Genomic DNA, 24,830 nt, shown 5'->3' with positions numbered 1-24,830 from the left:
TTATGCGTGTGACGCATATTAATCCCGATGCCAAATATGCGCAATGCGCTTTGCGTCACACGCAGTCGCGCGCGGACAATCTCGCCATGAGCCTCGGGGATAACATTCGCCAGCGACGCAAAGCGTTGGGCTGGACGATCTTGGATCTTGCAAACCGAATCGGCAGCGATGTCGGGAACGTGTCTCGACTCGAGCGCGGGAAGCAAGGCTATAGCGACGAAATTCTTGCCAAGATTGCGGCGGCGCTCGGCTGCCCGGTCGGCGAGCTGTTCCTGGGCGTTGAGAAAGAGTCCAATGTGGAGCTGACCGCCTTGGGCAGTCGCCGCATTCCGGTACTGAGCTACGTCCAGGCCGGCGCCCTAACGGAGTCCGTTGTCCCCTATACAAACCCTGATGATTGGTTGCTGACCGATCTAGACCTATCGCGCTCGGCCTTTGCCCTCCGCATCAAGGGGCTGTCGATGTACAGCCCGCAGAGCGAGGAGTCCTTCAACGAAGGGGACCTCGTCGTCATTGACCCATCGGTCGAGCCGCTGCCCGGCGATTTCGTTGTCGCCAAGAACGGCGACCACGAGGCGACCTTCAAGAAGTACCGGCCTCGCGGCGTCAATGAGAAAGGCGTCGTGGTCTTTGAGCTGGTGCCGCTGAACCCGGACTACCCGTCCGTGCGGTCCGACTACACTCAGGTCCAGATCATTGGCACCATGGTGGAACACCGCCGCTATCGAAAGCGGCGCTGACCTGGCCGCCGCTTCAATACGCGAGGAGACATGAAAGCACCGACGAGTTTGGCCGACCGCCGGAAACAAGCGCAGCGCAAGTTCATCGCGGGGCTGGCGGTGGCTGTAGTCGCCGCCGTGATCGCGACAATGATCACCAAAAACAGCAAGACGCCCACGACGCCTGCAGGCCCGCGGGCCGCGCTCTCGGAAAATGACGCCATGGCAGACTGCCAGGCGAGCACCCGCCAAGGCGCCAAGTTCCCCTCGTCCGTGAGCTTCAGCACGCTCGGCGGAGCTGCCCTAACTAGGAGCGACGGCACTGTAGTCGTTCGTCTGGATTTCGAAGCCAAAAACGGCTTCGGCAACCTCCTGCCCCAGCGGGCAATCTGCACATACCCACCTTCTGGCCCCCGGTCCATATCCATCGAGGATAGGTAGTCCCCCACCCTCCCGCAGCTCAGCCCAATTAGGCCGCCCCAGAAAGGCGGCCTAATTTGCATCTGGCACAAAAATGCGCTTGACGCATTTTTAAATTTGCGTATTATGCACTTCAATATATGCGTATCACGCAAAATTGGAGATTGCCATGCAACCCCACATCGCCCCGTCAGACGCCGCTCGTCCTGACGACCCCAGCCGCACCGCGGACCACGGCCGCTTCCCGCGCGAGGGCAGCGTGCGGGCGTCCCGGATCTCCGACGAGCAGATCCTCAGCGCCCTATTCGAGCTCTTCGCCGGCCGAGCTTTCCGTGTTCTCGGCCAGCCCCTGGATTGGTGGCTTGAAACGCTGCAGTGCGATCTGGCGCCCAAGGCGGCTGCCGGCGTCGCCCTCTCCGCGCTGAGCAAGTGGCCCTTTGACCAGCGCGCCGGCGCCCCCGGCGTCGCCGGCGTCGCCGAGCTGCGCGCCCAGCTCCTGCAGCGCGCCCGCATGTTGATGGAGCGCGCCACACCCGACGCCGGAGAGGCCCTCTGATGGGCTTCCTGATCGTCGGCGCCCTGGCCCTGTACTTCGAAATCCGCGATCTCATCGCGGCTCGCCGGAGGGCGCGCAAATGATGGTCGCCCTACTCCTTCTCCCCATCGCTTACGCGATGGCGCGCGGCCTCGACATCTATGCCGCATATCGCCGCCGCACCGACCCCTGGAGCGCACAAGCATGACGATCACCGTCCTCGGCGTGGACCCGCGCAGCAAGAGCAAGACCAAGCTGCAGGCGCCCGCCCCTCTCCCCCATGTGTCGCGGCGCGCCCTGGCGCGCGTGCGCGATCGCATCGAACCGCCCGAGACCTGCCATTGCTGCAACGGGCCGGTCAAGCTGACCAACAACCGCGAAATCTACAACGGCCACTCCTTCGGAGATTGGCCCTATGTCTACCGCTGCGCGCAATGCCAGGCCTACGTCGGGCTGCACCCTGACACGGACCTGCCGCTGGGCATCATGGCCGGCCGGGAAACCATCGCGGCTCGCAAGAACGCCAAGGCCGTCTTCCAGCGCCTGACGCGCGAACGCTTCGGCAACGACCGCAATGCCTCCTACGCCTGGCTGGCGAAGGCCCTCGGAATCGCGCCGTCCATCTGCCATTTCGGCATGTTCGGCCAGGACCAGGCCGAGCGCGCCGGCCAGGTATGCCGGATGGCCCTCGGGAGCCGCGCATGACCGCCGCCACGCTCTGGGTGCTGCTGGCCTTGCTGCCCGCTGGCCACGACCGTCCGCCCGTCATGGTGATCGAGCGCTTCGCCACGCAGGCCGAATGCCTCGACGTCCTCGCCGTCTTCCCGCCCACCACCCGCGTCACTTTCGACTGCATGCCCAGCCGGCAGATCCGCGCTGGAGCCCCCACCACGGAGAACCGCCCGCTATGAACGCACCCCAGCAACTTCCACGGACGACCGATGTCCACCAGGACGCGCTCGACCACATCATGCGCACGGCACGCGCCAGCTCGTCGCAGACGCGGCGCCTGCGCTGGATCGCCAGCCGCGCCGAAGCGGCGCTGCAGGGCCGCCCGTTCGTCGCCTCCGAGCACGACCAGCCCAAGATGGTCGGCGAGGCTCTGCTGCAGGCGAAGAACCACCAGCTGCGCCTGGCCAACGCCCGGCTTCGCACGGCGCTGGCGCAGGTCGCCGGCGGCGCGACCGGTTACCTGGATCGCGATTCCGAACTGGCGCAGATCGCCCAGGCCGCCCTCGACGCCGAGCAAGGGAGCCGGGCATGAAGGCCATCCGCAAGCTGATCCGCGCCGACGGCGCCGAAACCGAACTGCACGGGCCGCACGCCCTGCAGGACGTCCGCCAGATGATCGGCGCCGATGCGCTGGATACCGTCAGCCTCGCCGACCGCGTGCACGTGATGCTGGTCGATGACGAAGGGATCCTGAAAAACCTGCCCGTCAACCCGGCGGCCACACGCCTGTACCAGGATGCCCGTGGCGTTCCCCACCAGATCCGCGGAGACGTCGTGATCGTGCCGGACTCCGACTACGCGAGGGAAGCATGAGCACTCGCCGCCTCCTCGCCCTCTGGCGCCGCGCGCGCCGCACCGGCCGCGACCTGGACCTGGCCGCCTATGGCGCCGCCCTCGTCGGCGGAACGGTGTTCCTCGCGTTCGTTACCGGCGTGCTGGGACCGTCCCTCGACGCAAGCCCCACGTCGCAGGCGCTCGCCGCCACCTCCTATCCCGCGAACGCCGCCTCCGCGGCGCACGCCCCCAACTGATCCCCGGAGTCCCCACCATGCAACGAATCATCCCGATCCGTGCGTCCAGCCTGGCCGAACTCTTCGACTGCCCTGCCCGCTGGGAAGCCAAGAACCTGCTGGGCATGCGCATGCCGTCATCTGGCGCCGCGCGCCTGGGCACGGCCATCCACGCCGGCACGGCCGCTTTCGACCAGGCCAAGCTGGACGGCAGCCCCATCACCGCCGACGACGCCGCCGGCGAGTTCGTGAAGTCTCTCCATGGCACCGACGAGGAGGTCGATTGGGACGACGCCAGCCCGAACGATGCCGAGCGCATCGGCCTTGCGCTGCACACGCGCTACTGCTCGCAGATTGCGCCGCACCAGGATTACGTCGCGGTGGAGCTGACCTGCGACCGCATGGAGATCTCGGACCTGGGCATCGCGCTCACGGGTACGACGGACCGCGTCCGGCGCACCGCCAGCGGCGAGCTGGGCATTGCTGACCTCAAGAGCGGCGCCCGCGCCGTCGGGTCGGACGGCACGGTCACGACCGCTGGGCACGGCCCGCAGATGGGCGTGTACGAGATCCTGGCCCAGCACGCCATCGGCGAACAGATCACCGCGCCGGCGCAGATCATCGGCCTGCAAACCGGCAAGACGGCAACTGCGCAGCGCGTCGGTACCGGTGATATCTCCGGCGCGCGCGACGCGCTCGTGGGCACCGACGATAGCCCGGGCCTCCTGCAGCACGCGTCCCGCCTCGTCCACAGCGGCAGCTTCTACGGCAATCCCAAGTCCGTCCTCTGTTCGGGCAAGTACTGCCCGCGCCACCCCACCTGCAAATTCAAGGGTTGAACCATGTCCCAGACCACCACCGTCCACGGCCTGCGGGCCGCCTCGCCTGAATCGCAAATGCCCATCGTCGCCCCCGGCTTCGGCAGTCTCCAGGGCTTCGAACTTATGCAGCGCGCCGCGCGCCTGCTGTCGAGCAGCACCCTGGTGCCCGTCGCCTACCGCCAAACGATCGAGAAGCTGGACCGCTACGGCAACGTCAAAGAATCCCGCGAGAACCCCAACGCACTGGCCAACTCCGTTGTCGCGCTCAACATGGCGCAGCGCATGGGTGCCGACCCGCTGATGGTCATGCAGAACCTTTACATCGTCGAGGGTCGGCCGTCCTGGTCGTCACAGTGGATCATCGCCGCCATCAACGGATGCAGCCGATTCTCGCCGCTGCGCTTCGACATCCAAGACCTGGGTGACAAGGAGGTTTCCTACACCACCACCAGCTGGAACAACGGCCAGCGCGAAACAAGCACCCGAACCGTCACCATCCGGGACAAGGTTTGCGTGGCGTGGGCCGTCGAGAAGGAAACGGGCGAGCGCCTCGAATCCCCAAAGGTAACAATCGAAATGGCCGTCAAGGAGGGTTGGTACACCAAGTCCGGCAGCAAGTGGCAGACCATGGAAGAAGTCATGCTGCGCTACCGCACGGCCAGTTTTTTCGGCAAGCTGTACGCACCTGAGCTGCTGATGGGCCTGCAATCGGTCGAGGAAGCACAGGACATCATCGAAGCGACCACCGGCCCCGACGGCACGATCAGCGTCAACGTGGACGACTTGCGCGCCACCGCACAGCCCGCCCCGCGTCAGTCCGCTGCCGCTGCCGCCGACACGACAGACCTGGAAGTGCGCGAACCGGCCGCGAACCCTGACACCTCTCCCGCGAAGGCGCAAACCGAGGTCGGTAGCCCGGCGCAGGGCGCGGCAACGGCCGCCTCTGCCTCTCAGGCGGCGCCAGCCGAGGGTCAGCAAGGTGAGCTGCCGGGCGCCGAAGAGGATCCGGGGCTGGATCCCGCCAAGGTCGAGCACCAGATCCAGAACGCCAGGTCGATCGACGTCTTGGACCTGGCCAGCGACTCGATCGAGGGCGTCAACGACCTGGGCGAGCGCGCGCGCCTGCACCAGATCTACCGGGAGCGCCGCATTGCCATGGTCCGGCAAGCTGAGCAGCAGGCCCAGCAGCAAGCACAGGCTCAGCAGCAACAGCATCGCCCCACCGGCACCACCCGCCGCCGCATGGCCGCACCGGAATAGGGGGGGAAGCCGCCATGTTCAAGACCGCCAAGATTTACCGACTCACATCGGCCCAGCCCTTCTGGAACCTGGACGACCTGAACGACAAACTGGCCGCCCATGCCTTCGTGCCCGGCGGCCAGCTGGAACTCCAGACGCTCGGATGGGTGCCGCCGCGCGAGGGCGCTGAGCTGGCGCACGCCGTGAGCGGCAAGCTGCTGCTCACGCTGCGCGTCGAATCCAAGCTGCTGCCCGGCAAGGCGATCAGCCAAGCCGCGGCTGCGCGCGCCCTGGAAATTGAGCAGCAGCAAGGCTACAAGGTGGGCCGCAAGCAGATGAAGGAGATCCGCGAACGGATCATCGACGAGAAGCTGCCCACGGCGCTGACGCAGTATGACGATATTCGCCTCTGGATCGACCCGATCGAGCGCTGGCTGATCATCGACACCAGCACGCCTTCGAAAGCTGACATGGTCATCGGCATGCTGGCGAAATCGATCGCCCCCTTCCCGATCGAGAACTTGTACGTCGCGCAGTCGCCCGCCTCCGCTATGACAGGCTGGCTTGCCGAAGACGAGGCTCCGGCGAACTTCACCATCGACCAAGACGCCGAACTGCGCGCCTCGGGCCAGAGCGGCGCCGCCATCCGCTACGTCAAGCACTCGATCGACGCCGACGACGTGCGCCGCCATATCCAGTCCGGCAAGCAGTGCACGCGTCTGGCCATGACCTGGAACGACCGCATTTCGTTCGAGCTGACCGAAGACCTGGATATCCGCAAGATCCGTCCGCTGGACACGCTGAAGGAGAACCATCCGGCCGAAGACACCGACGCCGAGGTCTTCGACGCGGAATTCCTGCTGATGGCCGGCGAGATCGCCAAGCTGCTGGCCGAGCTCGTCTACGCCCTGGGCGGCGAAAAACAGATCCAGGATTCGGCAACTACCGAAGCCGCGCCGACGGCCGGCCAGTTGCAGCTCGAAGGCGACGACGACGGCGACCACGCCGACGATGCCATCGACCCGCTCTACACCGACGCCGTCATGGTGGTGCGCAAACATCGCCGCGCCTCCATCTCCCTTGTTCAGCGCCACCTGCGCATCGGCTACAACCGCGCCGCCCGCCTCCTGGAATCCATGGAGCTTGCCGGCCTGGTCACGGCCATGCAATCCAACGGCAGCCGCGAGCTGCGAACCTAAGGAGCGATCATGCGAATCAACCGCATCACCATCGAGAACTTCCAGGGAGCGCGTGCCGTGGACCTGGACCTTCGCACGCCGGCGGCGCTGATCGCCGGCCCGAACGGCGCCGGCAAGTCCAGCATCGCGGAGGCCGTAAGGCTGGCGCTGCTGGGCGCGCCCGAGCGGGTCGGCCTGAAGAAGGAATTCGGCGCGCTGGTCACGGACGGCGCGAAGGTTGGCGCAATCGCGCTTGATCTGGACGACGGCGCCGTCGGAATCAGCCTGCCGAAGGGCACGCAGTCGGGGGAGCCCCTGCTACCTACGTCGCCGGCCCTGCCCTACGTCCTCGCGCCCGAGCGCTTCGCCGCGGCCAAGGCGGACGAGCGCCGCACCCTGCTGTTCGCCCTGAGCGGCACGAACGTGAAGGCCGACGAGATCGAGCGCCGCCTGCTGGCCCGCGGCTGCAGTCCCCTCCTCGTCCCTGGAATCAAGCCCATTCTACGTAGCGGCTTCGCGGCCGGCGCCGAATATGCCAAGCAGCAGGCCACCGAGGCCAAGGGCGCCTGGAAGGCTGCAACCGGCGAGCAGTGGGGCAGCCAGAAGGCCGAGGGCTGGGCCGCCGACGTCCCGCCGTTCGACCAGGCCGCGCTGGTGGGCGAGCGCGCGGCGCTGGCCGGCGTGGACGCCAAGCTGGAGCAGAACACCAAGGCGCTGGGCGCACTGGAACAAAAGGCGGCGGCCTATGCGGCCGCGCGTGACCAGGTCGCCAACCGTAAGGCGCAGGCCGCCAAACTGCCGGCACTGCGCCAGAAACTGGAGTTCGACCAGGCCGAGCACGCCAAGCTGGTCGCACGGGTCGACGCGCTGCAGGCGAAGGCAGGAACCGGGCCGCGTGAAGGCCTGGTGCACGACCTCGCCCGTTGCCTCGATGACGTCTACAACATCGAAGAAATCAGTTTCCAGCTGCCCGGCGAGTTGGACGTCCGTATCCTCAAGGCGTTTAAGGCGTACGAAGAGCAATACGGCAGCCTGGACGCCACGGGCGATGCCGAGGCCTCCGCCGCACTACCCAAGGCCATCGAAGCCCGCGACCTGATGGCGCGCAGCGTCGAGAACGACCGCCGAGACATCGCTGCGGCCGAAGCGGCAGCCGCCCAGCTGCAGGACGAAGCTGCGCCGGAGGAGATCCAGCCCGCCGACGTCGAAGCGGCCCGCTCCAAGGTGACCGCGCTGCGCGCCGAGCGCAAGGCAATCGACGAGCGCGTGCAGGCGCTGCTGAACGCCAAGCAGGCCGCCACTGGCGCCGCAGAGCGCACAGCCAGCGCCACCCGCTATCACGGCGACGTGCTGGCCTGGCTGGCAATCGGCGACGCCCTGTCGCCCGATGGCATCCCGGGCGAGATCCTCGCCGAAGCCCTGCAGCCGTTCAACGCCAAACTGGCCGACCTGGCCGGCCTGGCGGGCTGGCTGACGCCGGCTATCGCGGCGGACATAGGCATCACCTGGGGCGGCCGGCCCTATCGCCTGCTGTCGGAATCCGAACGCTGGCGCGTGGATGCGCTGATCGGCGCGGCGCTGGCCGAGATCTCGGGCCTGCGCTGCCTGATCCTGGACCGCTTCGACGTCCTGGACCTGCCCGGCCGCGGCGATGCCCTGGGGCTGGTCGACGCCCTGGCCACCGACGGTCGCATGGACACCATCCTCCTGTTGGGCACGCTCAAGGCGGCGCCGTCAGCGCCTTCCGACGCCTTCACGGTCCACTGGATTGATCAGGGCCATGCCGGCCCGGCCAAGCTCAAGGAGGCCGCATGACCACCATCCGCCACCATTCCTCGGAAATGCAGACCGCACGGCGAATGACGGCCGAGCAGCTGCGCCTGCTTGGCGTTCCTTTGAAGCAGTCCACCAGCAACGTCCAGATGGCCGAATTGATCGCCAAGCGCATGGGCTGGGCGGCGCCGGACCACGCCCCCGCGGCCCTGCTGCCCTTCTTCCTGCGCTTCCTGGACGTCAGCCGCGCCGGCGTGACGCCCCCGCCGTATCGCCCGGTAGTTCGTCGGCCCATGCGCTTTGACCTGGCCATGCGCACCATCGCGGCCCGCGCCGCCGACGTACAGCCGCACCTGACGCCCGCCGCAAGCAACATCGTCACCTGGAGGGAACTCGCAGCATGAGCTTTCACACGACTATTGCGCGCCTGCGCGAGGCATCCTACGCCGCGCCGGCGGCCGGCGAAGACCCGAACACCTGCCGCGTCGGCCGCCAGGATCTGCGCACGACCCTTCACCTTATGGACCGGCTCGACGCGGATGTACGCTGCAGCAGCATGCTCGTCCAAGGCATGCTCGCCGCTGCTCCCACCCCTCCCTCCAGCGCACAGGACGTCATCACCGTATCCCTAGACCCCGACCCTCGCGGCGTAAGCGTAGGCGTATGGCAGGGATCGCACTGCATCTATACCGGGGCGCATGCGGTGCCGGTAGCGCCTGGGGAGGCGCAGGAGGATCTCGCGCCCCCGAAATGCCCGATCACCGGCCGGCCGTTCTTTATGGCCCTGGAACACCCTGAACTCGGGATGGTGCCTACATATGGCGGCCCCTACGACAGCTACACCATTCCCCACCTAGGCGGAAAGCCAGATCAGCCCTGGCATGAACGGGAACTGCTCGTCTACCGCTACGACCATGACCTGGGCGGCTGGATCACTGATGAAGCGGAGGTGATCCCGCTCCGCATTGTCCATGAAGACGTACTTCACGGGCTGGAGGATGCCGCGCCCCAGGCCAGCGAGGCGGTGCGCGATGCCGGAATAGCGGCATCGGAAGATGTGGACGAAAAGATGCGGGAAGTCCTTCAGTGGATCGTAGATGACGCAGCCTCGGGCGGCGTGGCGAAGCTTCGCCCGCCGCAGGAGAAACGCGCCCGCGCCGCCCTGTCCGCGCAACCGGGAGCGCAGAAGGAGCCGAGCCCGGAATGGATGACCTGCGATAAGCGCGGCTGGATGGTTAGGGAAAGCCTTGCCAGGAACGGTAAGCAGATGCGCGCAGATGAGAAGCGGTGCCGCAATGCCTACACCGAGGAGTACATGGGCGCGCCAACCCGCTACCTCGCGGATGTATTTGCTGACGCGGCGGTAGTCTTCGAAAAGCGGCTGAAAGAGCTTCCTCCCCAGAAGAAGGGAGACAAGTGATGCGCGTCGAGCACATCGGCATTGCCACGGTCTACTGCGGGGACTGCCGGGAAATACTGCCGACGCTGCCGCAGGTAGACGCGGTGATCACCGACCCGCCTTACGGCCAGGCCTACAAGGTGAACACGTTCTACAAGGGCGGCAGCCGGGAATCGTCTGTAGTTCAGCGGAATGGAAAGACCCTGCGCGTCCTACCCAATCTGCACGCCGAGATCGACGGAGACGACGAGCCTTTCGACCCCTCGCACTTGCTTGATCTAGCGCCTTCGGTCCTGATCTGGGGCGCGCACAAGTTCGGCCACCTGCTCCCCCAGGGACGGCTGCTTGTTTGGGACAAGGTGCCGACCGGGAAAATCCGCTCGCAGGGTGACGGTGAGACCGCATGGACGAACGTCAATCCCAATGGCCCGCTGCGCATGTTCCGTCTGTTGTGGGACGGTCTGTGCGTCGGCGAAGGAGCACGGCATGAGGTCACCGCCGGCCAGAAGCGCCATCACCCGATGCAGAAGCCAGAAATTCTCATGCGGTGGAGCATCGAGCAGGCTGGATTTCCACGCCGGCTCGTTGACCCTTACATGGGAAGCGGATCCACGGGCGTGGCAGCCGTCCAGACCGGCTGCGAAGCGTTCTTCGGGATCGAATCCCAGATCTCGTACTTCGACATAGCATGCCGCCGGATTGAGGCGGCGCAACGGCAACAGCCGCTGTTCCCTGTGTCCCACCCTAAGCAGCACAACGACGGAGGCGCGGATGAGTGCTAAGTCCTATTTTCTCGCCGCTCTGGGGCAATTGGTGCTGTCAGCCGTCGCCCGTATTGAAGGTGCTTCGGTAACCGCGTGGGCGATTCTTGCCTTGGCGATCCTCTCCGTGATCTTTGGCTGGCATGCGTTTTTTCTGTCAGTCCGCACCACCGACAACAAGGAGCAGTAATGGCACACGCAGCCCAACACCGAGCACCGGCCGCGGCGCCGAAGCTGATTTACCGCGTGCACGAAGCTACCCAGGCCCTGGGCGTGTCCGTCGCTACGATCTATCGCATGTGCGATCGTGGCGAGCTGGTCAAGGGGAAGATCGGCAAGACCCGCTCGGTCGGCATCACTGCGGCATCGCTGAATGCTATGCTGGCGCGCATGGTGCCGTCAGCCGATGACGACGAGGCCAGCACCCCTCAGATGGGTAGCTAAATGGGTAGCCAGGGGCAGAACCAACAATAAGAACGCCCCGCTAACCCGCACGAATAAAGGCTCTAGCTTTTTATTCCAGAACAATACGACATCATCCTGGTCTGATTTCAGGAAATCCTGTCGGTGGTGCCGACGAATTCCAGGGGGCAATAAAAGCCCCCATGGAACTGCGCCGCGATGGGATCCTCGGGGATGTTCTGGGCCAGGATCTCCGCGGCGAAAACCTCGGAATCGTCCTGCGGCGCGTAGCCCAGGAATTTCGCGTTGGAATTGTCCCAGCGGTTGCGCAGGTTGTTCGACACCCCATAGACCACGGTGAAATGATAGGACTCGTGCTCCACGCAACGCGCCGCCAGTTGCGCCATGTCGCGGTGGCTGATCCAGGTCAATAGCTGCCGCGCCTCGCTCGGGCGGTCCGGCGTGCGGAAGGTCCCGATCCGCAAGCAGGCGACGGACATGCCGTACTTGTCCGCATACATCCGGCCCAGGCCCTCGCCGAATACCTTCGATACGCCATACAGAGAATCCGGCCTGGGCTGCACGGTGTCATCGAGGAACTTTTCCCGCCGGTGGTAGCCGATAGCGTGATTCGAACTCGCGAAAATCACCCGGCGCACGTTCTGGCGCCGGGCCGCCTCGAATACGTTGTAGCAACCCTCGATATTCATGGGCAGGATTTTTTCCCAGACATCGGCGCCGGGAATGCCGGCCAGATGGATGACGCAGTCAATACCCTCCATGCAGCGTTCCAGGGACTCGATGTCCCGGACGTCCATGGTGCAGGTTTCCTCGCCTGCCTGCGCCGGTTCCTGCGGTGCGATGTCGGCCAAACGCAGCAAGGCATAGCGGCCGCGCAGCTGCGAGCGCAGGCAAAGGCCGATATTTCCGGCTGCTCCGGTAATCAGCACGCGCAGGTTTTGGGGTTGGTTGAAAGGTGTCATCAATCTGTCCAGTTTCTCTTGACTATGAAAGCGCCGGGGCCTGTGCCGTTCGCGCCCGTTACTGCTTCTGCTTGGCGGCGATCAGCGCGTCATAGAGCGCCTGGCCATTGGGGGCTTCGCCGACGAGCTTTTTCACAACGGGCCGCGTAGCCTGCACCATGGAATCGAGATTGCTGGGGTAGACGATGGACACCCCTTTCGTTTGCATCGTCTTCATCCCCTCGTCGTAGACCTTTTTGTAATAGTCGCGGGCGTAAGCCATGGCCTCGTCCGCGGACTCCTTGATCATTTTCTGTTCCGCGGGCGAAAAGCGGTCCCAGCGATCCTTGGACATGAGCAGCAGCGCCGGATGGATGTTGACGTGCGTCATGTTGAAGTACTTGGACACCTCGATGAATTTGTCCGAGACAAACTGGTCCGGCGTGGTTTCGCCGCCGTCGAGCACCTTCTGCTGCAGGGCCAGATACAGCTCCGAATAAGCCATGGGCGTCGCTTGCGCGCCCAGGGCCTTGTAGCTTTCGACGTAACCCGGCGACTGGATGACGCGGATCTTCATGCCCTTGAGGTCTTCAGCCGAGTTGACGGGCCTGTTGCCGAAGACGTTGCGCTCGATTGCCGAAAACCAGCCCAGGCCGACCAGGCCGTACTTGGGCAGGACTTCCATGAATTTGTCGCCCGCCGGCCCGTTGAGGATCTGGTTGGCTTGCTCCACGCTGTCGAACAGGAACGGCGAGTCAAAGACCAGGAATTCCTTGACGATGCCGTTCAAGGTCGGCTGACCCGTGATGACCAGGTCGGTGGCGCCGGCCACGGCGCCTTGGATCATGGTCAGTTCGCCGCCCAGTTGCGAATGCGGGAACACGGAAATCGTGATTTTCCCGTTCGATTTCGCCTTCAGCACGTCGGCGAACTTCTGCGCCCCCACGTGAAACGGACTGTCCGTCGTGAGCGTGTGCCCCACATCCATGTTCAGGGCATGCGACGGCGCGGCAAACATGAGGGCGCTCAGGGCGCCGGCGCCAAACAGTTTCTTGAATAGCTTCACATCCATCTCCTCGATTTTCCAGCCGCCCGACAGGCGCTGCCGTCAGGCGGCCGGATTATTTTTTATAAGAAAAAAGTACTAATGGCGGGCACGTAAGAAATAATCAGGACATCAAGCACCAGCACGGCAAGGAAGATAACCAGGTACTTCGCCAACTGGTGCATTTTCAACTGGGCAACTTCACACACCACGAACAGGTTCACGCCGACCGGAGGCGTCACCATGCCGACCGCCAGATTGGTGATGACGATCATGCCGAAGTGGATGGGATCGATGCCGAAAGTCAGGCTGATGGGCGCCAGGATGGGCACGATGATCAGGATCGCCGCCAATGCCTCGATGAACATGCCGACCAGGAACAGCATGACGTTCACCAGCAGCAGAAACACGATCGGATTGGTCGTGACGGACCCCAGCATGGCAGCGACCTGCTGCGGCACCTGGTTGATCGTCAGCAGGTACGCGAACACGGCGGCGAAGGCCACGATCAGCAGGATGATGGAAGACATCACCGCGGAGCGCGCGAAAATGCCCAGCAGATCCTTGACCGTTATTTCCTTGTAGACGAACAGCCCCAGCGCCAGCCCATAAAGCACCGCGATGCAGGAGGCTTCCGTGGCGGTGAACAAGCCGCCGTAGATTCCCCCAAGGATGATGACCGGCATCATCAGCGCCAGCGTTGCATCCTTCAGGGCTACCAGGACGCCTTTCAGCCACCCGCCAAAGCTCACCGCAGTGACTTCATCGAAACCCTGGAAGCGGGCGACCAGGCAGACTGTCAGGATCAGCGACACGGTGATCAGCAGCCCCGGCAGGATGCCCGCGAGAAACAGCGACCCGACCGATACGTTGGCCGTCAAGGCGTACACGATCATCGGGATCGACGGCGGAATGATCGCCCCCAGCTCGCCGGAGGATGCGGCAATGGAGGCCGCGAATGACCTCGGATAGCCCTTCTTTTCCATTTCCGGAATCAGCACGGAGCCGATCGCCGCGGTCGTGGCGGACGATGAACCGGAAACCGTCGCGAACAGCAGCGAGGTCAGCACCGCGACCGCGCCCAGGCCGCCCCGGATCCAGCCGACGAAGGCATTGGCCAGTTGCACCAGTCTGGTAGCCACGCCGCCCGAGGACATGAGATGCCCGGCCAGGATGAAGAACGGCACGGCCATCAGACTGAACGAATCCAGCGACTGGAACGCCATCTGCGCCACGATGAGCAGCGACCGGTCGCCCGCCTGCAAGGCGAACGCGGCCGACATGCCCAGGGCGGTGACGATGGGCGCACCGATGATCAGGATCGCCGTAAATGACAAGAACAGAACCGGAATCACAGCGCCCCTCCTTCACTGTTTTGCATGGCGGCGGCAACTCGTTCCGCCTCGCCGCCCTGCTGCGATACTTCAACGCTCAGCAATTCCTTGATGACGTGCGTGAAGGTATTCAGGCTCATGAGCACGCAGCCAATGAACATGAATATGTAGATGTATGCCATGGGCATTTCCATCGCGGGCGATGTCTGCCTCATGCCGAGTTCTATCAGCCTGATCGATTTCCAGGCCAAGAGCAGCGCCAGCATCAAGGTCAGGATATGCGCCACCACGCGCAGCCAGCGGGCGACCGACTCCGGCACCATGCCTATGAAGGCATCGACGCCGATCAGCCGCAGGCGATAGGTCGCGACGGCGCCGCCGATGAAGACGCTTCCGACCATCATGAAGCGGCCCAGTTCTTCCGCCCAGGGCGTGGAAAAAGGAATACCCGTATAGGTGTAGAGCAGCCGTACAAATACAGAAATTGAAATAGCCAGGACCATTCCTATAAGAAAAAGTCCGGCGCACTTTTCAGCTGCGGCGTTTATCGAATCCATTATTCGCTGCAGCGTTTGAAGCCTCTGGCGTGAGGCACAATGTCCGGCCATGCGGAGCCCTCCCTCTTTGTCTCATTTATTTATTCGCCGCCTTTTTGAGCCAGGCGTTCGATAGGCAATATACTCAGCGGCATGCGATTCGTAAAATTCAAATAACAGAACATTCTTTTCCAAAAAAACGATTGTTGAATCGTCCTGCCTTGAACCGGAGTTTCGATAATGTTGAGTGATCTCAAACAGTTGCGCGCCTTCCTCACGATTGCGCGTCTGGGCAACTTCACCAGGACGGCTCACGAACTGAATATTTCGCAGTCGGCTTTGACCATACAGATCCAGCAGCTCGAGTCCCATCTGCGCACGCGGCTGTTCGATCGCAACCACCGCAGCGTCAGCCTGACACCCCGGGGCCAGGAGCTCTTTCCGCGGATCGAGAAGCTGGTGGCCGAAATCGAAGACCTGGTCACCCATGCCCGCGACACCAGCGATCGGGAACGGGGCACCGTAACCGTCGCTGTGCTGCCCTCACTGGCCGCCGGCCTGCTACCGCAGGCCATCCACAGGCTGAACCGCGATTACCCTCGCATTACCGTCTGTGTGCGCGACACGGTGGCCTCCCGGGTCAACGACATGACCCGCAGCGGCGAGGTCGACTTTGGAATAGGCAGCCCGATCAAGCGCGATCAGGAATTGGTCTGGGAGCAGTTGGTGACCGACCGCTTCTGCGCCTACATGGCGCACGACTACCCCTGGGCCGCGCCGGACACGGTGACGCTGAAGGACTTGGCCGAGCATCCGTTGATATTGCCGGTGCGGGAGAGCAGCATCCGCACGCACATCGAAGCGGCGGCCGATAAATTGAAGATTTCGCTGCCGGCGGCGTATGAGGTGGTCTACAACTCGACCGTGCTGGCAATGGCGGCGCAAGGACTCGGCGTAGCCATCCTGTCTGAATTGGCAGCCCGCGAAGGCGATACCAACCGTCTGCGTTGTGTTGCCATCAGCGGCCCGCCGCTATACCGGCACATCGGCATCCTGCGGCGCGCGGGCCGCTCGCTGTCCCGTTCCGCGGAGCTGCTGACCGCGGCATTGCGGGAAATCGCCGTCCAGGAATAAGGCGCGACGCGCGCACGCGTAACAGGTCGTCGTCGCGATTTCACTTCATTATGTGTGAATTGTGTTTCTTAACGATTCGATTGCAAACAATTCTGAAAGCAATGGCGGCAAGGAAGACGACCCGATAAGCTGCGGGCGCCTTCAGGGTATACCCTGACTATTTCTTTACTTCGCTTTTAGGAGTTCGATGCGATGAAGTCCCTATTCCGTCCGTTCCTGGTGCTGGCCGCTGCGCTGCCGTTGATGCTGGCCGCCTGCGGCAACAAGGAACCCGAACAGCGTGCCGCGTTCACGCAGTTCCTGCAGACCCGTATCGTCGACAAGCCCGGCGTGCGCGTCCCGCAGCTGACGGATGAAGAGAAGAAGTCCTTCGGCGACTACGCGGCGCAATATGCGGTGATCACGGACTTCAACGCTGGCATGGATGCCTCGGTCAAGCCCCTGTCCGGCATCATGCAGAAAGGCTCGATGCGCTCGCTGAATGACATCGTGACCCGTCGCGACGACCTGAAGACCGTGCAGGCTTCGCTCAATGAAATGGGCGCGGCGCTGAAGGAGCAGCAGGCCAAGGCCGACGCCGCGCGCGCGCAGCTCAAGCAGCCGGAAGACCTGAAGGCCGTGTACGACAAGGCCTACGAGAAGACCGTCAGCCTGCCGGCCGACACCTTCCGCGATGTGCTGCCGCAACTGAACGCGACCTTCGACAGCAGCCTGAAGATCGCCGATTACGTCGCCGCGCACGCCGCGCAGATTGACATTTCCGGCCCCATCGTCAAGGTCCAGGATCCCGCCGTGCAGGCCGAGCTGAACAAACTGCTGCAGGACCTGAATGCGCAAGCCAAGAACGTGCAGCAGGCGCAGACGCGCATGCAGGCCGTGATGGTCGGCCGCTAAGCCCAGGCGGCATTAGAAAGCCCCGCCGCGCGATGAGCGCGGCGGGGCTTTTTTCATGCTGCGCCGGATCACGTCCCTGCGACCGCCACGCGGTTGCGGCCGGATTCCTTGGCCCGATAGACCGCAGCGTCGGCCGCCTCCACCAGACTGGCCAGCGTATCGTCGGCCTGCGGCACCGAGGTCGCGACCCCGACGCTGATCGTGACGATCCCGGCGGCGGCGTCCTCGTGCGGCACCTTCAGGCCGGCAACTGTCCGCCGTATGCTCTCCGCAATCTCCACCGCGCGCTGGCGGCTGGTGTTGGGCAACAGCACGACAAATTCCTCGCCCCCGTAGCGCGCCGCCAGATCGCGGGGACGCCGGGCCTTTTTCTTCAGCACGCGCGCCAACGCTATCAGCAGCTGGTCTCCCTGCTGGTGGCCATAGCGGTCGTTGTAGCGCTTGAAATGGTCCGCATCCAGGAACAGCAGCGACAGCGGCACGCGTTCGCGGCGCGCATTCTGCCATTCGCGCGCCAGCGTCTCGTCAAACGCGCGCCGGTTGGCCAGGCCCGTCAGTCCGTCCGTGCGCGCCTGTATCGCCAGTTGCGTCTCGACGGCCTTGCGCAGTGCCATCTCGCGCCTGAACAGCACGATCAGCGCCACCACCGACAGCAGCAACGCCGTGGTCACCGGGATGATGAAGAGCGCGCGGCGGTCCCAGGGTTCGAGCAGTTCGTCCACGTCCATCGCAACGTCGATGATGAGCGGCGTGTCCTCGATGCTGGCGAAGGTGTAGTAGCGGTTCACGCCATCCGGCGACAGCGCGCCCTCGAACGAGCCCTCGCGGCGGATCAGGAACTGCTGGAAATCCAGCGTCATGCCGATGTCGCTGCCCAGGTCGTTCAGCGAGTACGGGGCGCGCAGCAGCAGCAGGCCATCGTTGCGGAAGACGCTGATCTCGTCGCGCTCGCCGATCGACAGCGCGGCGAAACGGTCGCGGAAGTAGGCCAGGCGCAGCGAGCCGCCCACCACGCCGGCGAAACTGCCGTCCGGATTGGACAGGCGCCGGCTGATGGCGATGCTCTCGTCGCCGTCGCGCAGGCGGCTGCGATACGGTTTGCTGACGTACATGCCGACGTCGTCCGCATCCCGATGCACCTGGAAGAAATCCCGGTCGGCGAAACTCACGTCCGGCACATCAAGCCCCCCGGAGTGGTAGCGGATGTTGCCGTTCTTATCCAGCACCACCACGGCGCCCAGGTATTCGGCGGTGGATGGCCGGTCGAACAGGAAACGGTGCTGGGTTTCGGGCGCGAGCCGGTCGAGACCGGGTTCGCGCAGGCGTTCCGCCATGCCTTGCAGCGACAAGTCGTAGACATGCAGGGTGCGGCTGATATCCGCGGACAGCACGCCGGTGATGTTGCGCGCGGAGGCGTGGGCGGATTCCCAAGTGGCGCGCCGGTCGATCCAGAGCAGCGCGACCGCAGCCGCGCAGATACCAATCGCGACGAGCACCGCCAATGCATACAAGGCGCGATGCATAAGCCCGCGAGACTTCAATACGGCGCTCCTACGCAGGGGATGTCGGGGGAAAGCGGTTCATTTCCAGCAGACATTTACGCCGCTGATGATGCCGCCCCCGGACATGCCACGCAAGATCCGGCCCTAAAAAAATTCCCGCCCTGCCCGCCTGGATCTTCCCTCAGCCCGCCGCGACCGCCGCGATGCGGAAGGGAAAGGCCTTGGCGCCCCTGGCCCTGTCGGTTTCGCGATGCGCGCCGATGGACCATGCCGGGCCCGCACCGCCCGTGTGCGACATGAGCTGGCGCATGGAACCCGCCGAAAACCCGCAGCGCAAGGCCAAGGCCTGCCGCCGGGCCAGTTCTACTCCAACAGCGTGCGGCGTCGTGGAAATCCGATCCGATTGCAGCATGGCAGCCCCCTGGCAAATGCTCGTCATGGATGAAGAGTCAGTGCGGACAAATCTACCTCAGCCACCAGCGCCTGCGCGTGAAATGATGCGAAAAGTAATGCAACGATAAGGAAATAGTCGGTTACGCGGTCGGGCTGGCCGCGGCCTTCTCGGTTTCCCGGTCGGGTTGGTCGTTGCGGCCGTCCGGAGCGCTGGTCATATTGCCGTAAAGAAGCGAGCGGCCGGCGAACAGCCCGCCCGCCACCTCCAGGTCGAAACGCTCGGTGTCGCGCCTGCGCACGTCCTGCACCACCTCGGCGGCTTCGTCGGGCGGCACGCCGATCACGCGCAGCGCGGCCTCGCCGAAGGCCAACGCCGATTCCAGGGTTTCGCGCACCTGGTAATCCACCCCTTCCTTGGCCAGCGCCAGCGAATGGATGCGGTCATAAGCGCGCACCACCACCCGCACCAGCGGGAACTCCGCCTTGATCAGCTTGACCATGTGGTTGACCGCCTTCGGGTCGTCGATGCAGATCAGGATGGCGCAGGCATTCTCCGCGCCGGCGGTGCGCAGCATGTCGACGCGGGTGCCGTCGCCGTAATAGACCTTGACGCCCCATTTGGCCGCCGCCCGGATCGCGTCGGTATCGGTGTCCAGGATCGACACCGTCAGGTCGCGCGCCAGCATCGCCTGGGTCACGATCTGGCCGAAGCGGCCGAACCCCACGATCAGCGCGCAGCCCTCCAGATCCTTGGCCACGTCCACGCCCTCCATCGAAGGCTGCGGCTTGGGCAGCAGCCAGCGCAGCGCCAGCACGCACAGCGGCGTGAGCGCCATGGAAATGATGACGACCGCGGTCAGCACGGCGCCGGTATGCGGATCGAAGATGCCGGCAGCCGCCGCCGCCCCGTACAGCACGAAGGCGAATTCGCCGCCCTGCGCCAGCAAGGCCGCGCGGGTCATGGCCTCGGCGTGGGTGGCGCGCAGCACCCGCGCCACCACATACACGCCCACCGACTTCACCAGCATGAACACCACCACCGCTGCCAGGATCAGCGGCCACTCGCGGGCCACCGCCGACAGGTCCAGCGACATGCCCACGCCCAGGAAGAACAGGCCCAGCAGAATGCCGCGGAAGGGTTCGACTTCGGCCTCCAGCTGGTGGCGGAAGGTGGACTCGGACAGCAGCACGCCTGCCAGGAAGGCGCCCATCGCCATGGACAGGCCGCCCAGTTCCATCAGCAGCGCCGCGCCCAGCACCACCAGCAAGGCGGCCGCCGTCATGACCTCGCGCGCATGCGCGGCGGCCAGCAGACGGAACAAGGGATTGAGCAGCCAGCGGCCGGCGGCCAGCAGCGCCAGGATGCAGGCCACCGCGATCGCCGACTGCATCCAGGGATCGCCATGGCTGGCGTTGTCCGCCGGCGCCAGCAGGGCCGCCAGGGCCAGCAGGGGCACGATGGCCAAGTCTTCCAGCAGCAGGATCGAGACAATGCGCTGGCCCTGCGCGCTGGCGGTTTCGCCGCGCTCGGCCAGTATCTGCATGACGATGGCGGTGGACGACAGCACGAAGCCCATTGCGGCCATGAAAGCCGCGGGACCCGACAGCCCCGCCAGCAGGCCGACCACCGTCAGCAGTCCGCCACAGGCCAGTACCTGCGCCACGCCCAGGCCGAAGATCTCGCCGCGCAGTTTCCACAAGCGGGAGGGCTGCATTTCCAGGCCGATGATGAACAGGAACATCACCACGCCCAGTTCGGCCACGTGCAAGATGGATTTGGGATCGGAGAACAAGCCCAGGCCGAACGGGCCGATCACCAGGCCCGCGGCCAGGTATCCCAGGACGGATCCGAGCCCCAGGCGTTTGAACAAGGGAACCGCGACGACCGCAGCCCCCAGCAGGACGACAACATTGACTAGCTGATTGCCTTCGGCAGGCAGGGACATGGGGCGCTCCTGATGCTCGGCGGACCAAAGCGCCTGGCGGCGCCGCCCCGCCCGCATCGGGCCGGGGCCGGGCCTGCCGGCAGGCCCGGCTCCATTTTCCGGCAATCCGGGCGCTTGGCAATCCGGAAATGCGACAGGAAAAAACAGCCGCCTGCGCGGACCGGATCAATCGTCGCGGAATTGCATCTTGTAGAGCGAGGCGTACAGGCCGTTGGCGGCCAGCAGCTCGGCGTGGGGGCCCTGTTCGACGATCTTGCCGGCGTCCAGCACGATGATGCGGTCGGCGTTCTGCACCGTGGACAGGCGGTGCGCGATGACCAGCGTGGTGCGGCCCTTCATCAGACGCTCCAGCGAGGCCTGGACCTGGCGTTCGGATTCGTTGTCGAGCGCGGAGGTGGCTTCGTCCAGGATCAGGATGGGCGCGTTCTTGATCAGCGCGCGGGCGATCGCCAGGCGCTGGCGCTGGCCGCCGGACAGGCGGGCGGCGTTTTCACCCACCGGCGTATTGAGGCCCTGCGGCAGTCCTTCGACGAACTCCAGCAGATTGGCCGCCGCCAGCGCATCGCGCACCTTCTGTTCGCTGGACTTGCCCAATGCGCCGTAGCCGACGTTGGCCGCGATGGTGTCGTCGAACAGCACCACGTCCTGGCTCACCAGCGACAGGTGCGAGCGCAGGCTGCGCAAAGTCAGCTCGTCGATCGGCGTATCGTCCACCAGGATGGAACCGCTGTCGGCCAGCACGAAGCGCGGCAGCATATTGACCAGGGTAGTCTTGCCGCTGCCCGAGCGCCCTACCAGGGCCACGGTCTGGCCGGGCTCCACGGTGAAGGAAATGTCTTTGACCGTATCGCGGTCAGCATCGGGGAAGCGATGCTGGACGTGGCGGAATTCCACCTTGCCGCGCACCGGCTCGGCCAGTTCCCTGGTGCCAGTGTCCTTTTCGGGCGTCTGGTCGATCAGCGTGAACACGCTCTCGGCGGACACCAGCATCTTTTGCATGCGGGCGGCGACGTTGGTCAGGCGCTTGATGGGATCGAAGATCTGGGCCAGCGCCGCCATGAAGGAGGCGAAGCTGCCCACGGTAAGCGCGCCGTGGTTGGCCTGGCTGAGCGCCACGGCGATGACGGCGCCGACCGAGATGGAAATGCAGACCTGGGTCAGCGGCGTCAGGGCGGCGTCCGCCGTGGCGGTGCGCATGGCAAAGCGACGCAGGCGGCGGCTGACGAAATCGAAGCGGCCGCGCTCGACTTCATAGCCGTCGAACAGCTTGATGACGCGCTGGCCGTCGATGCCCTCGCCCACGACGCGGGTCAACTCGGCGTTCATGTTGACGGTTTCGCGGTTGATGCGGCGCAGGCGCTTGATGAAGAAGCGCGAGATCAGTACCGACACCGGCAGCATGATCAGGATGATCAGCGTCAGCACCCAGGACATGTACAACAGGACGCAGATCAGGGCGATGACGACCAGGGTTTCTCGCACCAGCACCGTGATGACATCGGTGGCGTAGCCCGTGACGTTGCCGGCGTCGATCGTGAAGCGGTTGAGCAGGCGGCCGGTGTCGCCCTGCTTGAAGTCGGCGTCGGGCAGGCCCAGCAGCCGCTCGAACATGTCCCGGCGCATGCCCAGCAGCACGTTGTTGGCCACCCAGGCCAGCAGGTAGTCGCTGAAGAAGTTGCAGATGCCGCGCAGCAGGATCAGGCCCACCACCGCCAGCGGCAAGGCCCAGACGTAGTACGGTTTGGCGCCCGAAAAGCCGCCGTCCAGCAGAGGCTTCATGATCACGGCCAGGACCGGCTGCGTGGCTGCCGCGCCGGCCATCAGCAGGACGGCCAGCAACAATCCCTTCCAGTAGGAGCCCACGCGGCTGTAGATCCGACTCCAGAGTTCAGCTTTGACGGGTTGGGAGCTCGCGGGCGCGTTGCGTGCGGCAGAATTCAAAGGGATCACTCGCTTTTATACAATTGTGGCGAGAATTGTACCGGCTGCGCGACAAGTCGCCGTCCGGGCCATGTCCCCTTCAGCCTTAACGCGCCCAGCGCCCTTCCATGTCCGATATCAGCTGCCTGTACGTCCGGTTACCCAATTGGGTGGGCGATGTTTGCATGAGCCTGCCCAGCCTGCGCGCCTTGCACGCCAGCGGCCTGCCCCTGGTGATCTGCGCCCGCCCCTGGGCCCGCGACCTGCTCGACGGCGTGGCCAAGCAGGATTTCATCCCCATGCGCGGCAAGGTCGGTCCCGACCGGGCGGCGGTCAGCGCCCATCGCCGCGGCCTGGGGCCCCTGGGCCGCCGCGCCCGCGGGCTGCTGCTGCCGGATTCGCTATCCAGCGCGCTGGTGTTCCGGCTGGCGGGACTGCCCTCGGCCGGCTATCGCGACGACGGCCGCAGCTTCCTGTTGCGCTGGCCCGTTGCCAAGCCCGGCGATTCGCTGCACGCGGTGCAGTCCTGGCATCACCTGACCCGCGAGGCCCTGACCCGCTGGGGCCTGCCCAGCGGCCCGGCCGAACCCGGCCCCACCCTGGATCTGCCCTTGACCTCCGCCCACCAGGGCGCGGCCGATCTGGCACTGGAGGCGGCCGGGCTGGCGGGCCAGCGTTTCGTGCTGATCGCCCCCACTGCCACGGGGCTGCACAAGGGCAAGATCAAGGTCTGGCCGGGATTCGATACACTTACCCGCGCCCTGCAGGCTCGCGGCCATACCGTGGTAATGTGCCCCCCTCCGGCCGAAACCGAGGAGGCGCGGCGCAATGCGCCCACGGCACTGCTGCTGCCTCCCCTGTCCCTGGGCGCGTTCGCGGCCCTGACGGCGCGGGCGGCGCTGGTAATTTGCAACGATTCCGGCGTCTCGCACGTGGCTGCGGCAGCCGATGCCAGGGAACTGACCCTGTTTGGCGTAACGCGGCCGGGGCGCACCGGCCCGTGGTCGCCGCGGGCCGTGTGCGTAGGCACGGAGCATGCATGGCCGTCCGTCGAGGAAGTTGAGCAGCAGGCCGACCTCCTGCTGGACGAGACGCAGTAATCAGGATTGTTTCAAAATGACCTTGTCCAGCTATCTCACGAATCTGATCATTCCTTACAACTTGTGTGTGACCCTGGTCGTCATCGGACTGGTGCTGGGCCTGTTCCGGCTGCGCAAGACCGGCGGCGCCCTCATCGTCGCAGGCTTGCTTTGGGCGCTGGCCTGGTCGCTGCCGGCCACCTCGCTTTGGCTGGGCGGCGCACTGGAATCCCGCTATCCGCATCTGGCCCCTTCCGAGTCCCCGACGGCCGACGCCATCGTGGTGCTGGGCGGAAATACCGCCAATGGCCGCGCCAACTGGTTCCTGCCCTATGACAAGGACACGGCGGTAGTGCGCGTGGACACGGCTGCCCAGCTCTATCTGGCCGGGCGCGCGCCCAAGGTGCTGCTGTCGGGCGGCGCGCTGGAAGGCGACGTCAGCGAAGCCCGCGGCATGGCGCACGCCATCCGCCAGCAGGGCGTGCCGGAAACGGCCCTGATCCTGGAGAACTCCAGCCGCACCACCTATGAAAACGCGGCCCTGACCGAGGACCAGCTCAAATCCCGCGGAATCGGCAAAGTCCTGCTGGTGACATCAGCGCTGCATATGCCCCGGGCCATGGCGGCCTTTTCCAAGCAAGGCGTGGAAGCCGTCGCCGCTCCGGCACCGCCGCAGATCGTGGCGCCCGCGGACGGATCGCTGCCGCTGTGGCTGCCAGACCAGCGCACGTTCGACGCCAGCCGCTCCATCATCAAGGAATACGCCGGCCTGTTCGTCTATTGGTTGCGCGGATGGGTCTGAACCCACAGGCGCCCGCCGCGCTGGAATGCCGGCCCGGCTGCGGCGCCTGTTGCATCGCGCCGTCGATCACCCGGTCGATTCCTGGCATGCCGCAAGGCAAGCCCGCCGGCGTGCCCTGTATCCAGCTGCTGCCGGACATGCGCTGCGCGATTTTCGGCCAGCCATCCCGGCCGGATTTCTGCGGCGGGTTGCAGCCCCAGGCCGAGATGTGCGGCACCGGCCGCGAACATGCGATCCGCTGGCTGGGCGAACTCGAACAGGCCACGGCACCCAGCCATTGAAACGCAGCCGGCA

30 protein-coding genes and 1 pseudogene are annotated in these 24,830 nt (G+C 65.1%); 23 read left to right on the top strand and 8 right to left on the bottom strand.

The window, feature by feature from the left end; translation table 11 throughout:
- Nucleotides 1-2: 2 nt before the first annotated feature.
- From AXYL_RS10160 to AXYL_RS10080, 18 genes and pseudogenes are all read left to right on the top strand, one after another.
- The gene (locus AXYL_RS10160) at nucleotides 3-740 is read left to right on the top strand and encodes a LexA family protein (protein WP_013392706.1); all 738 of its coding nucleotides are present in this window, start codon (nucleotides 3-5) and stop codon (nucleotides 738-740) included.
- A gap of 30 nt (nucleotides 741-770) precedes the next feature.
- A complete protein-coding gene (locus AXYL_RS10155) occupies nucleotides 771-1,160 on the top strand; it encodes a hypothetical protein (protein ID WP_013392705.1) in 390 nt (129 codons plus the stop codon).
- A 148-nt stretch (nucleotides 1,161-1,308) separates the two neighbouring features.
- Nucleotides 1,309-1,695, top strand: a complete 387-nt coding sequence (locus AXYL_RS10150) for a hypothetical protein (RefSeq protein WP_013392704.1) — start codon at nucleotides 1,309-1,311, stop codon at nucleotides 1,693-1,695.
- A gap of 183 nt (nucleotides 1,696-1,878) precedes the next feature.
- The gene (locus AXYL_RS10145; protein ID WP_013392701.1) at nucleotides 1,879-2,379 is read left to right on the top strand and encodes a zinc-finger-containing protein; all 501 of its coding nucleotides are present in this window, start codon (nucleotides 1,879-1,881) and stop codon (nucleotides 2,377-2,379) included.
- On the top strand, nucleotides 2,349-2,585 hold the full coding sequence (locus AXYL_RS10140) for a hypothetical protein (RefSeq protein ID WP_237709990.1): 237 nt from the start codon (nucleotides 2,349-2,351) through the stop codon (nucleotides 2,583-2,585). Before AXYL_RS10145 ends, AXYL_RS10140 begins: the two co-directional genes overlap by 31 nt.
- Entirely contained in the window at nucleotides 2,582-2,938 is a 357-nt protein-coding gene (locus AXYL_RS10135) for a hypothetical protein (protein WP_013392699.1), read from the top strand. Before AXYL_RS10140 ends, AXYL_RS10135 begins: the two co-directional genes overlap by 4 nt.
- Complete coding sequence (locus AXYL_RS10130) at nucleotides 2,935-3,219, top strand: DUF3846 domain-containing protein (RefSeq protein ID WP_013392698.1); 285 nt, start codon at nucleotides 2,935-2,937, stop codon at nucleotides 3,217-3,219. Before AXYL_RS10135 ends, AXYL_RS10130 begins: the two co-directional genes overlap by 4 nt.
- Entirely contained in the window at nucleotides 3,216-3,437 is a 222-nt protein-coding gene (locus AXYL_RS10125) for a hypothetical protein (protein WP_013392697.1), read from the top strand. The genes AXYL_RS10130 and AXYL_RS10125 overlap by 4 nt, the downstream gene beginning before the upstream one ends.
- Nucleotides 3,438-3,454: 17 nt before the next feature.
- Nucleotides 3,455-4,255, top strand: coding sequence for a RecB family exonuclease (locus tag AXYL_RS10120; protein WP_013392696.1), 801 nt, complete (start codon nucleotides 3,455-3,457; stop codon nucleotides 4,253-4,255).
- Nucleotides 4,256-4,258: 3 nt separating this feature from the next.
- Nucleotides 4,259-5,497 (top strand): hypothetical protein, encoded by a 1,239-nt coding sequence (locus tag AXYL_RS10115; RefSeq protein ID WP_013392695.1) that lies wholly within the window; start codon nucleotides 4,259-4,261, stop codon nucleotides 5,495-5,497.
- A gap of 14 nt (nucleotides 5,498-5,511) precedes the next feature.
- Nucleotides 5,512-6,405: pseudogene (locus AXYL_RS10110) on the top strand (recombination-associated protein RdgC); the annotation flags it as partial.
- 114 nt (nucleotides 6,406-6,519) lie between these two features.
- On the top strand, nucleotides 6,520-6,675 hold the full coding sequence (locus AXYL_RS35270) for a DNA translocase FtsK (protein ID WP_237710021.1): 156 nt from the start codon (nucleotides 6,520-6,522) through the stop codon (nucleotides 6,673-6,675).
- A 9-nt stretch (nucleotides 6,676-6,684) separates the two neighbouring features.
- A complete protein-coding gene (locus AXYL_RS10105; RefSeq protein ID WP_013392693.1) occupies nucleotides 6,685-8,469 on the top strand; it encodes an AAA family ATPase in 1,785 nt (594 codons plus the stop codon).
- The gene (locus tag AXYL_RS10100; protein WP_013392692.1) at nucleotides 8,466-8,831 is read left to right on the top strand and encodes a hypothetical protein; all 366 of its coding nucleotides are present in this window, start codon (nucleotides 8,466-8,468) and stop codon (nucleotides 8,829-8,831) included. The genes AXYL_RS10105 and AXYL_RS10100 overlap by 4 nt, the downstream gene beginning before the upstream one ends.
- Nucleotides 8,828-9,847: a hypothetical protein gene (locus AXYL_RS34035; RefSeq protein ID WP_013392691.1), complete on the top strand. Its 1,020-nt coding sequence runs from the start codon at nucleotides 8,828-8,830 to the stop codon at nucleotides 9,845-9,847. Before AXYL_RS10100 ends, AXYL_RS34035 begins: the two co-directional genes overlap by 4 nt.
- On the top strand, nucleotides 9,847-10,608 hold the full coding sequence (locus AXYL_RS10090) for a DNA methyltransferase (RefSeq protein ID WP_013392690.1): 762 nt from the start codon (nucleotides 9,847-9,849) through the stop codon (nucleotides 10,606-10,608). The genes AXYL_RS34035 and AXYL_RS10090 overlap by 1 nt, the downstream gene beginning before the upstream one ends.
- Nucleotides 10,598-10,777 (top strand): hypothetical protein, encoded by a 180-nt coding sequence (locus AXYL_RS10085; protein ID WP_013392689.1) that lies wholly within the window; start codon nucleotides 10,598-10,600, stop codon nucleotides 10,775-10,777. Before AXYL_RS10090 ends, AXYL_RS10085 begins: the two co-directional genes overlap by 11 nt.
- A gap of 56 nt (nucleotides 10,778-10,833) precedes the next feature.
- A complete protein-coding gene (locus AXYL_RS10080) occupies nucleotides 10,834-11,031 on the top strand; it encodes a helix-turn-helix domain-containing protein (protein WP_237709989.1) in 198 nt (65 codons plus the stop codon).
- A gap of 107 nt (nucleotides 11,032-11,138) precedes the next feature.
- Here AXYL_RS10080 and AXYL_RS10075 read toward each other — a convergent pair whose 3' ends face one another.
- Genes AXYL_RS10075 through AXYL_RS10060 form a run of 4 tightly spaced genes read right to left on the bottom strand, consistent with a single transcriptional unit; the run spans nucleotide 11,139 to nucleotide 14,887 of the window.
- Nucleotides 11,139-11,972, bottom strand: a complete 834-nt coding sequence (locus AXYL_RS10075) for an NAD-dependent epimerase/dehydratase family protein (protein ID WP_013392687.1) — start codon at nucleotides 11,970-11,972, stop codon at nucleotides 11,139-11,141.
- Between the two features lie 58 nt (nucleotides 11,973-12,030).
- Nucleotides 12,031-13,023, bottom strand: coding sequence for a TRAP transporter substrate-binding protein (locus AXYL_RS10070; protein ID WP_013392686.1), 993 nt, complete (start codon nucleotides 13,021-13,023; stop codon nucleotides 12,031-12,033).
- Nucleotides 13,024-13,079: 56 nt separating this feature from the next.
- On the bottom strand, nucleotides 13,080-14,351 hold the full coding sequence (locus AXYL_RS10065) for a TRAP transporter large permease (RefSeq protein WP_013392685.1): 1,272 nt from the start codon (nucleotides 14,349-14,351) through the stop codon (nucleotides 13,080-13,082).
- Nucleotides 14,348-14,887, bottom strand: a complete 540-nt coding sequence (locus AXYL_RS10060; RefSeq protein WP_237709988.1) for a TRAP transporter small permease — start codon at nucleotides 14,885-14,887, stop codon at nucleotides 14,348-14,350. Before AXYL_RS10060 ends, AXYL_RS10065 begins: the two co-directional genes overlap by 4 nt.
- 219 nt (nucleotides 14,888-15,106) lie before the next feature.
- Here AXYL_RS10060 and AXYL_RS10055 point away from each other — a divergent pair, with 219 nt between their 5' ends.
- Nucleotides 15,107-16,000, top strand: coding sequence for a LysR family transcriptional regulator (locus tag AXYL_RS10055; protein ID WP_013392683.1), 894 nt, complete (start codon nucleotides 15,107-15,109; stop codon nucleotides 15,998-16,000).
- 192 nt (nucleotides 16,001-16,192) lie between these two features.
- Nucleotides 16,193-16,894, top strand: coding sequence for a DUF3053 domain-containing protein (locus AXYL_RS10050; RefSeq protein ID WP_013392682.1), 702 nt, complete (start codon nucleotides 16,193-16,195; stop codon nucleotides 16,892-16,894).
- A gap of 68 nt (nucleotides 16,895-16,962) precedes the next feature.
- Here AXYL_RS10050 and AXYL_RS10045 read toward each other — a convergent pair whose 3' ends face one another.
- The 4 genes from AXYL_RS10045 to msbA all read right to left on the bottom strand — a co-directional run bounded on the left by AXYL_RS10045 (nucleotide 16,963) and on the right by msbA (nucleotide 22,676).
- On the bottom strand, nucleotides 16,963-18,417 hold the full coding sequence (locus AXYL_RS10045; RefSeq protein ID WP_013392681.1) for a diguanylate cyclase: 1,455 nt from the start codon (nucleotides 18,415-18,417) through the stop codon (nucleotides 16,963-16,965).
- Between the two features lie 160 nt (nucleotides 18,418-18,577).
- On the bottom strand, nucleotides 18,578-18,808 hold the full coding sequence (locus AXYL_RS10040) for a hypothetical protein (protein WP_013392680.1): 231 nt from the start codon (nucleotides 18,806-18,808) through the stop codon (nucleotides 18,578-18,580).
- Nucleotides 18,809-18,929: 121 nt separating this feature from the next.
- Nucleotides 18,930-20,735, bottom strand: a complete 1,806-nt coding sequence (locus AXYL_RS10035) for a monovalent cation:proton antiporter-2 (CPA2) family protein (RefSeq protein WP_013392679.1) — start codon at nucleotides 20,733-20,735, stop codon at nucleotides 18,930-18,932.
- Between the two features lie 165 nt (nucleotides 20,736-20,900).
- Entirely contained in the window at nucleotides 20,901-22,676 is a 1,776-nt protein-coding gene (gene msbA / locus AXYL_RS10030) for a lipid A export permease/ATP-binding protein MsbA (protein WP_013392678.1), read from the bottom strand.
- A gap of 107 nt (nucleotides 22,677-22,783) precedes the next feature.
- On the opposite strand from msbA, the gene AXYL_RS10025 reads away from it, so the two are divergent.
- Genes AXYL_RS10025 through AXYL_RS10015 form a run of 3 tightly spaced genes read left to right on the top strand, consistent with a single transcriptional unit; the run spans nucleotide 22,784 to nucleotide 24,817 of the window.
- The gene (locus tag AXYL_RS10025) at nucleotides 22,784-23,755 is read left to right on the top strand and encodes a glycosyltransferase family 9 protein (protein ID WP_013392677.1); all 972 of its coding nucleotides are present in this window, start codon (nucleotides 22,784-22,786) and stop codon (nucleotides 23,753-23,755) included.
- A 16-nt stretch (nucleotides 23,756-23,771) separates the two neighbouring features.
- Entirely contained in the window at nucleotides 23,772-24,536 is a 765-nt protein-coding gene (locus AXYL_RS10020; RefSeq protein ID WP_013392676.1) for a YdcF family protein, read from the top strand.
- The gene (locus tag AXYL_RS10015) at nucleotides 24,527-24,817 is read left to right on the top strand and encodes a YkgJ family cysteine cluster protein (RefSeq protein WP_013392675.1); all 291 of its coding nucleotides are present in this window, start codon (nucleotides 24,527-24,529) and stop codon (nucleotides 24,815-24,817) included. The genes AXYL_RS10020 and AXYL_RS10015 overlap by 10 nt, the downstream gene beginning before the upstream one ends.
- Nucleotides 24,818-24,830: the final 13 nt, after the last annotated feature.

The organism is Achromobacter xylosoxidans A8 (genome assembly GCF_000165835.1).
Lineage (GTDB): Bacteria > Pseudomonadota > Gammaproteobacteria > Burkholderiales > Burkholderiaceae_B > Achromobacter > Achromobacter xylosoxidans_B.
This window is presented reverse-complemented; position numbering and strand designations above follow the sequence as displayed.

What these genes read in the sequence shown, in the direction of transcription:
- AXYL_RS10160 (WP_013392706.1), top strand. Translation starts at nt 3, where the DNA reads ATGCGTGTGACGCATATTAATCCCGATGCCAAATATGCGCAATGCGCT.
- AXYL_RS10155 (WP_013392705.1), top strand. Translation starts at nt 771, where the DNA reads ATGAAAGCACCGACGAGTTTGGCCGACCGCCGGAAACAAGCGCAGCGC.
- AXYL_RS10150 (WP_013392704.1), top strand. Translation starts at nt 1,309, where the DNA reads ATGCAACCCCACATCGCCCCGTCAGACGCCGCTCGTCCTGACGACCCC.
- AXYL_RS10145 (WP_013392701.1), top strand. Translation starts at nt 1,879, where the DNA reads ATGACGATCACCGTCCTCGGCGTGGACCCGCGCAGCAAGAGCAAGACC.
- AXYL_RS10140 (WP_237709990.1), top strand. Translation starts at nt 2,349, where the DNA reads ATGCCGGATGGCCCTCGGGAGCCGCGCATGACCGCCGCCACGCTCTGG.
- AXYL_RS10135 (WP_013392699.1), top strand. Translation starts at nt 2,582, where the DNA reads ATGAACGCACCCCAGCAACTTCCACGGACGACCGATGTCCACCAGGAC.
- AXYL_RS10130 (WP_013392698.1), top strand. Translation starts at nt 2,935, where the DNA reads ATGAAGGCCATCCGCAAGCTGATCCGCGCCGACGGCGCCGAAACCGAA.
- AXYL_RS10125 (WP_013392697.1), top strand. Translation starts at nt 3,216, where the DNA reads ATGAGCACTCGCCGCCTCCTCGCCCTCTGGCGCCGCGCGCGCCGCACC.
- AXYL_RS10120 (WP_013392696.1), top strand. Translation starts at nt 3,455, where the DNA reads ATGCAACGAATCATCCCGATCCGTGCGTCCAGCCTGGCCGAACTCTTC.
- AXYL_RS10115 (WP_013392695.1), top strand. Translation starts at nt 4,259, where the DNA reads ATGTCCCAGACCACCACCGTCCACGGCCTGCGGGCCGCCTCGCCTGAA.
- AXYL_RS35270 (WP_237710021.1), top strand. Translation starts at nt 6,520, where the DNA reads ATGGTGGTGCGCAAACATCGCCGCGCCTCCATCTCCCTTGTTCAGCGC.
- AXYL_RS10105 (WP_013392693.1), top strand. Translation starts at nt 6,685, where the DNA reads ATGCGAATCAACCGCATCACCATCGAGAACTTCCAGGGAGCGCGTGCC.
- AXYL_RS10100 (WP_013392692.1), top strand. Translation starts at nt 8,466, where the DNA reads ATGACCACCATCCGCCACCATTCCTCGGAAATGCAGACCGCACGGCGA.
- AXYL_RS34035 (WP_013392691.1), top strand. Translation starts at nt 8,828, where the DNA reads ATGAGCTTTCACACGACTATTGCGCGCCTGCGCGAGGCATCCTACGCC.
- AXYL_RS10090 (WP_013392690.1), top strand. Translation starts at nt 9,847, where the DNA reads ATGCGCGTCGAGCACATCGGCATTGCCACGGTCTACTGCGGGGACTGC.
- AXYL_RS10085 (WP_013392689.1), top strand. Translation starts at nt 10,598, where the DNA reads ATGAGTGCTAAGTCCTATTTTCTCGCCGCTCTGGGGCAATTGGTGCTG.
- AXYL_RS10075 (WP_013392687.1), bottom strand. Translation starts at nt 11,972, where the DNA reads ATGACACCTTTCAACCAACCCCAAAACCTGCGCGTGCTGATTACCGGA.
- AXYL_RS10070 (WP_013392686.1), bottom strand. Translation starts at nt 13,023, where the DNA reads ATGGATGTGAAGCTATTCAAGAAACTGTTTGGCGCCGGCGCCCTGAGC.
- AXYL_RS10060 (WP_237709988.1), bottom strand. Translation starts at nt 14,887, where the DNA reads ATGGATTCGATAAACGCCGCAGCTGAAAAGTGCGCCGGACTTTTTCTT.
- AXYL_RS10055 (WP_013392683.1), top strand. Translation starts at nt 15,107, where the DNA reads ATGTTGAGTGATCTCAAACAGTTGCGCGCCTTCCTCACGATTGCGCGT.
- AXYL_RS10050 (WP_013392682.1), top strand. Translation starts at nt 16,193, where the DNA reads ATGAAGTCCCTATTCCGTCCGTTCCTGGTGCTGGCCGCTGCGCTGCCG.
- AXYL_RS10045 (WP_013392681.1), bottom strand. Translation starts at nt 18,417, where the DNA reads ATGCATCGCGCCTTGTATGCATTGGCGGTGCTCGTCGCGATTGGTATC.
- AXYL_RS10040 (WP_013392680.1), bottom strand. Translation starts at nt 18,808, where the DNA reads ATGCTGCAATCGGATCGGATTTCCACGACGCCGCACGCTGTTGGAGTA.
- AXYL_RS10035 (WP_013392679.1), bottom strand. Translation starts at nt 20,735, where the DNA reads ATGTCCCTGCCTGCCGAAGGCAATCAGCTAGTCAATGTTGTCGTCCTG.
- AXYL_RS10025 (WP_013392677.1), top strand. Translation starts at nt 22,784, where the DNA reads ATGTCCGATATCAGCTGCCTGTACGTCCGGTTACCCAATTGGGTGGGC.
- AXYL_RS10020 (WP_013392676.1), top strand. Translation starts at nt 23,772, where the DNA reads ATGACCTTGTCCAGCTATCTCACGAATCTGATCATTCCTTACAACTTG.
- AXYL_RS10015 (WP_013392675.1), top strand. Translation starts at nt 24,527, where the DNA reads ATGGGTCTGAACCCACAGGCGCCCGCCGCGCTGGAATGCCGGCCCGGC.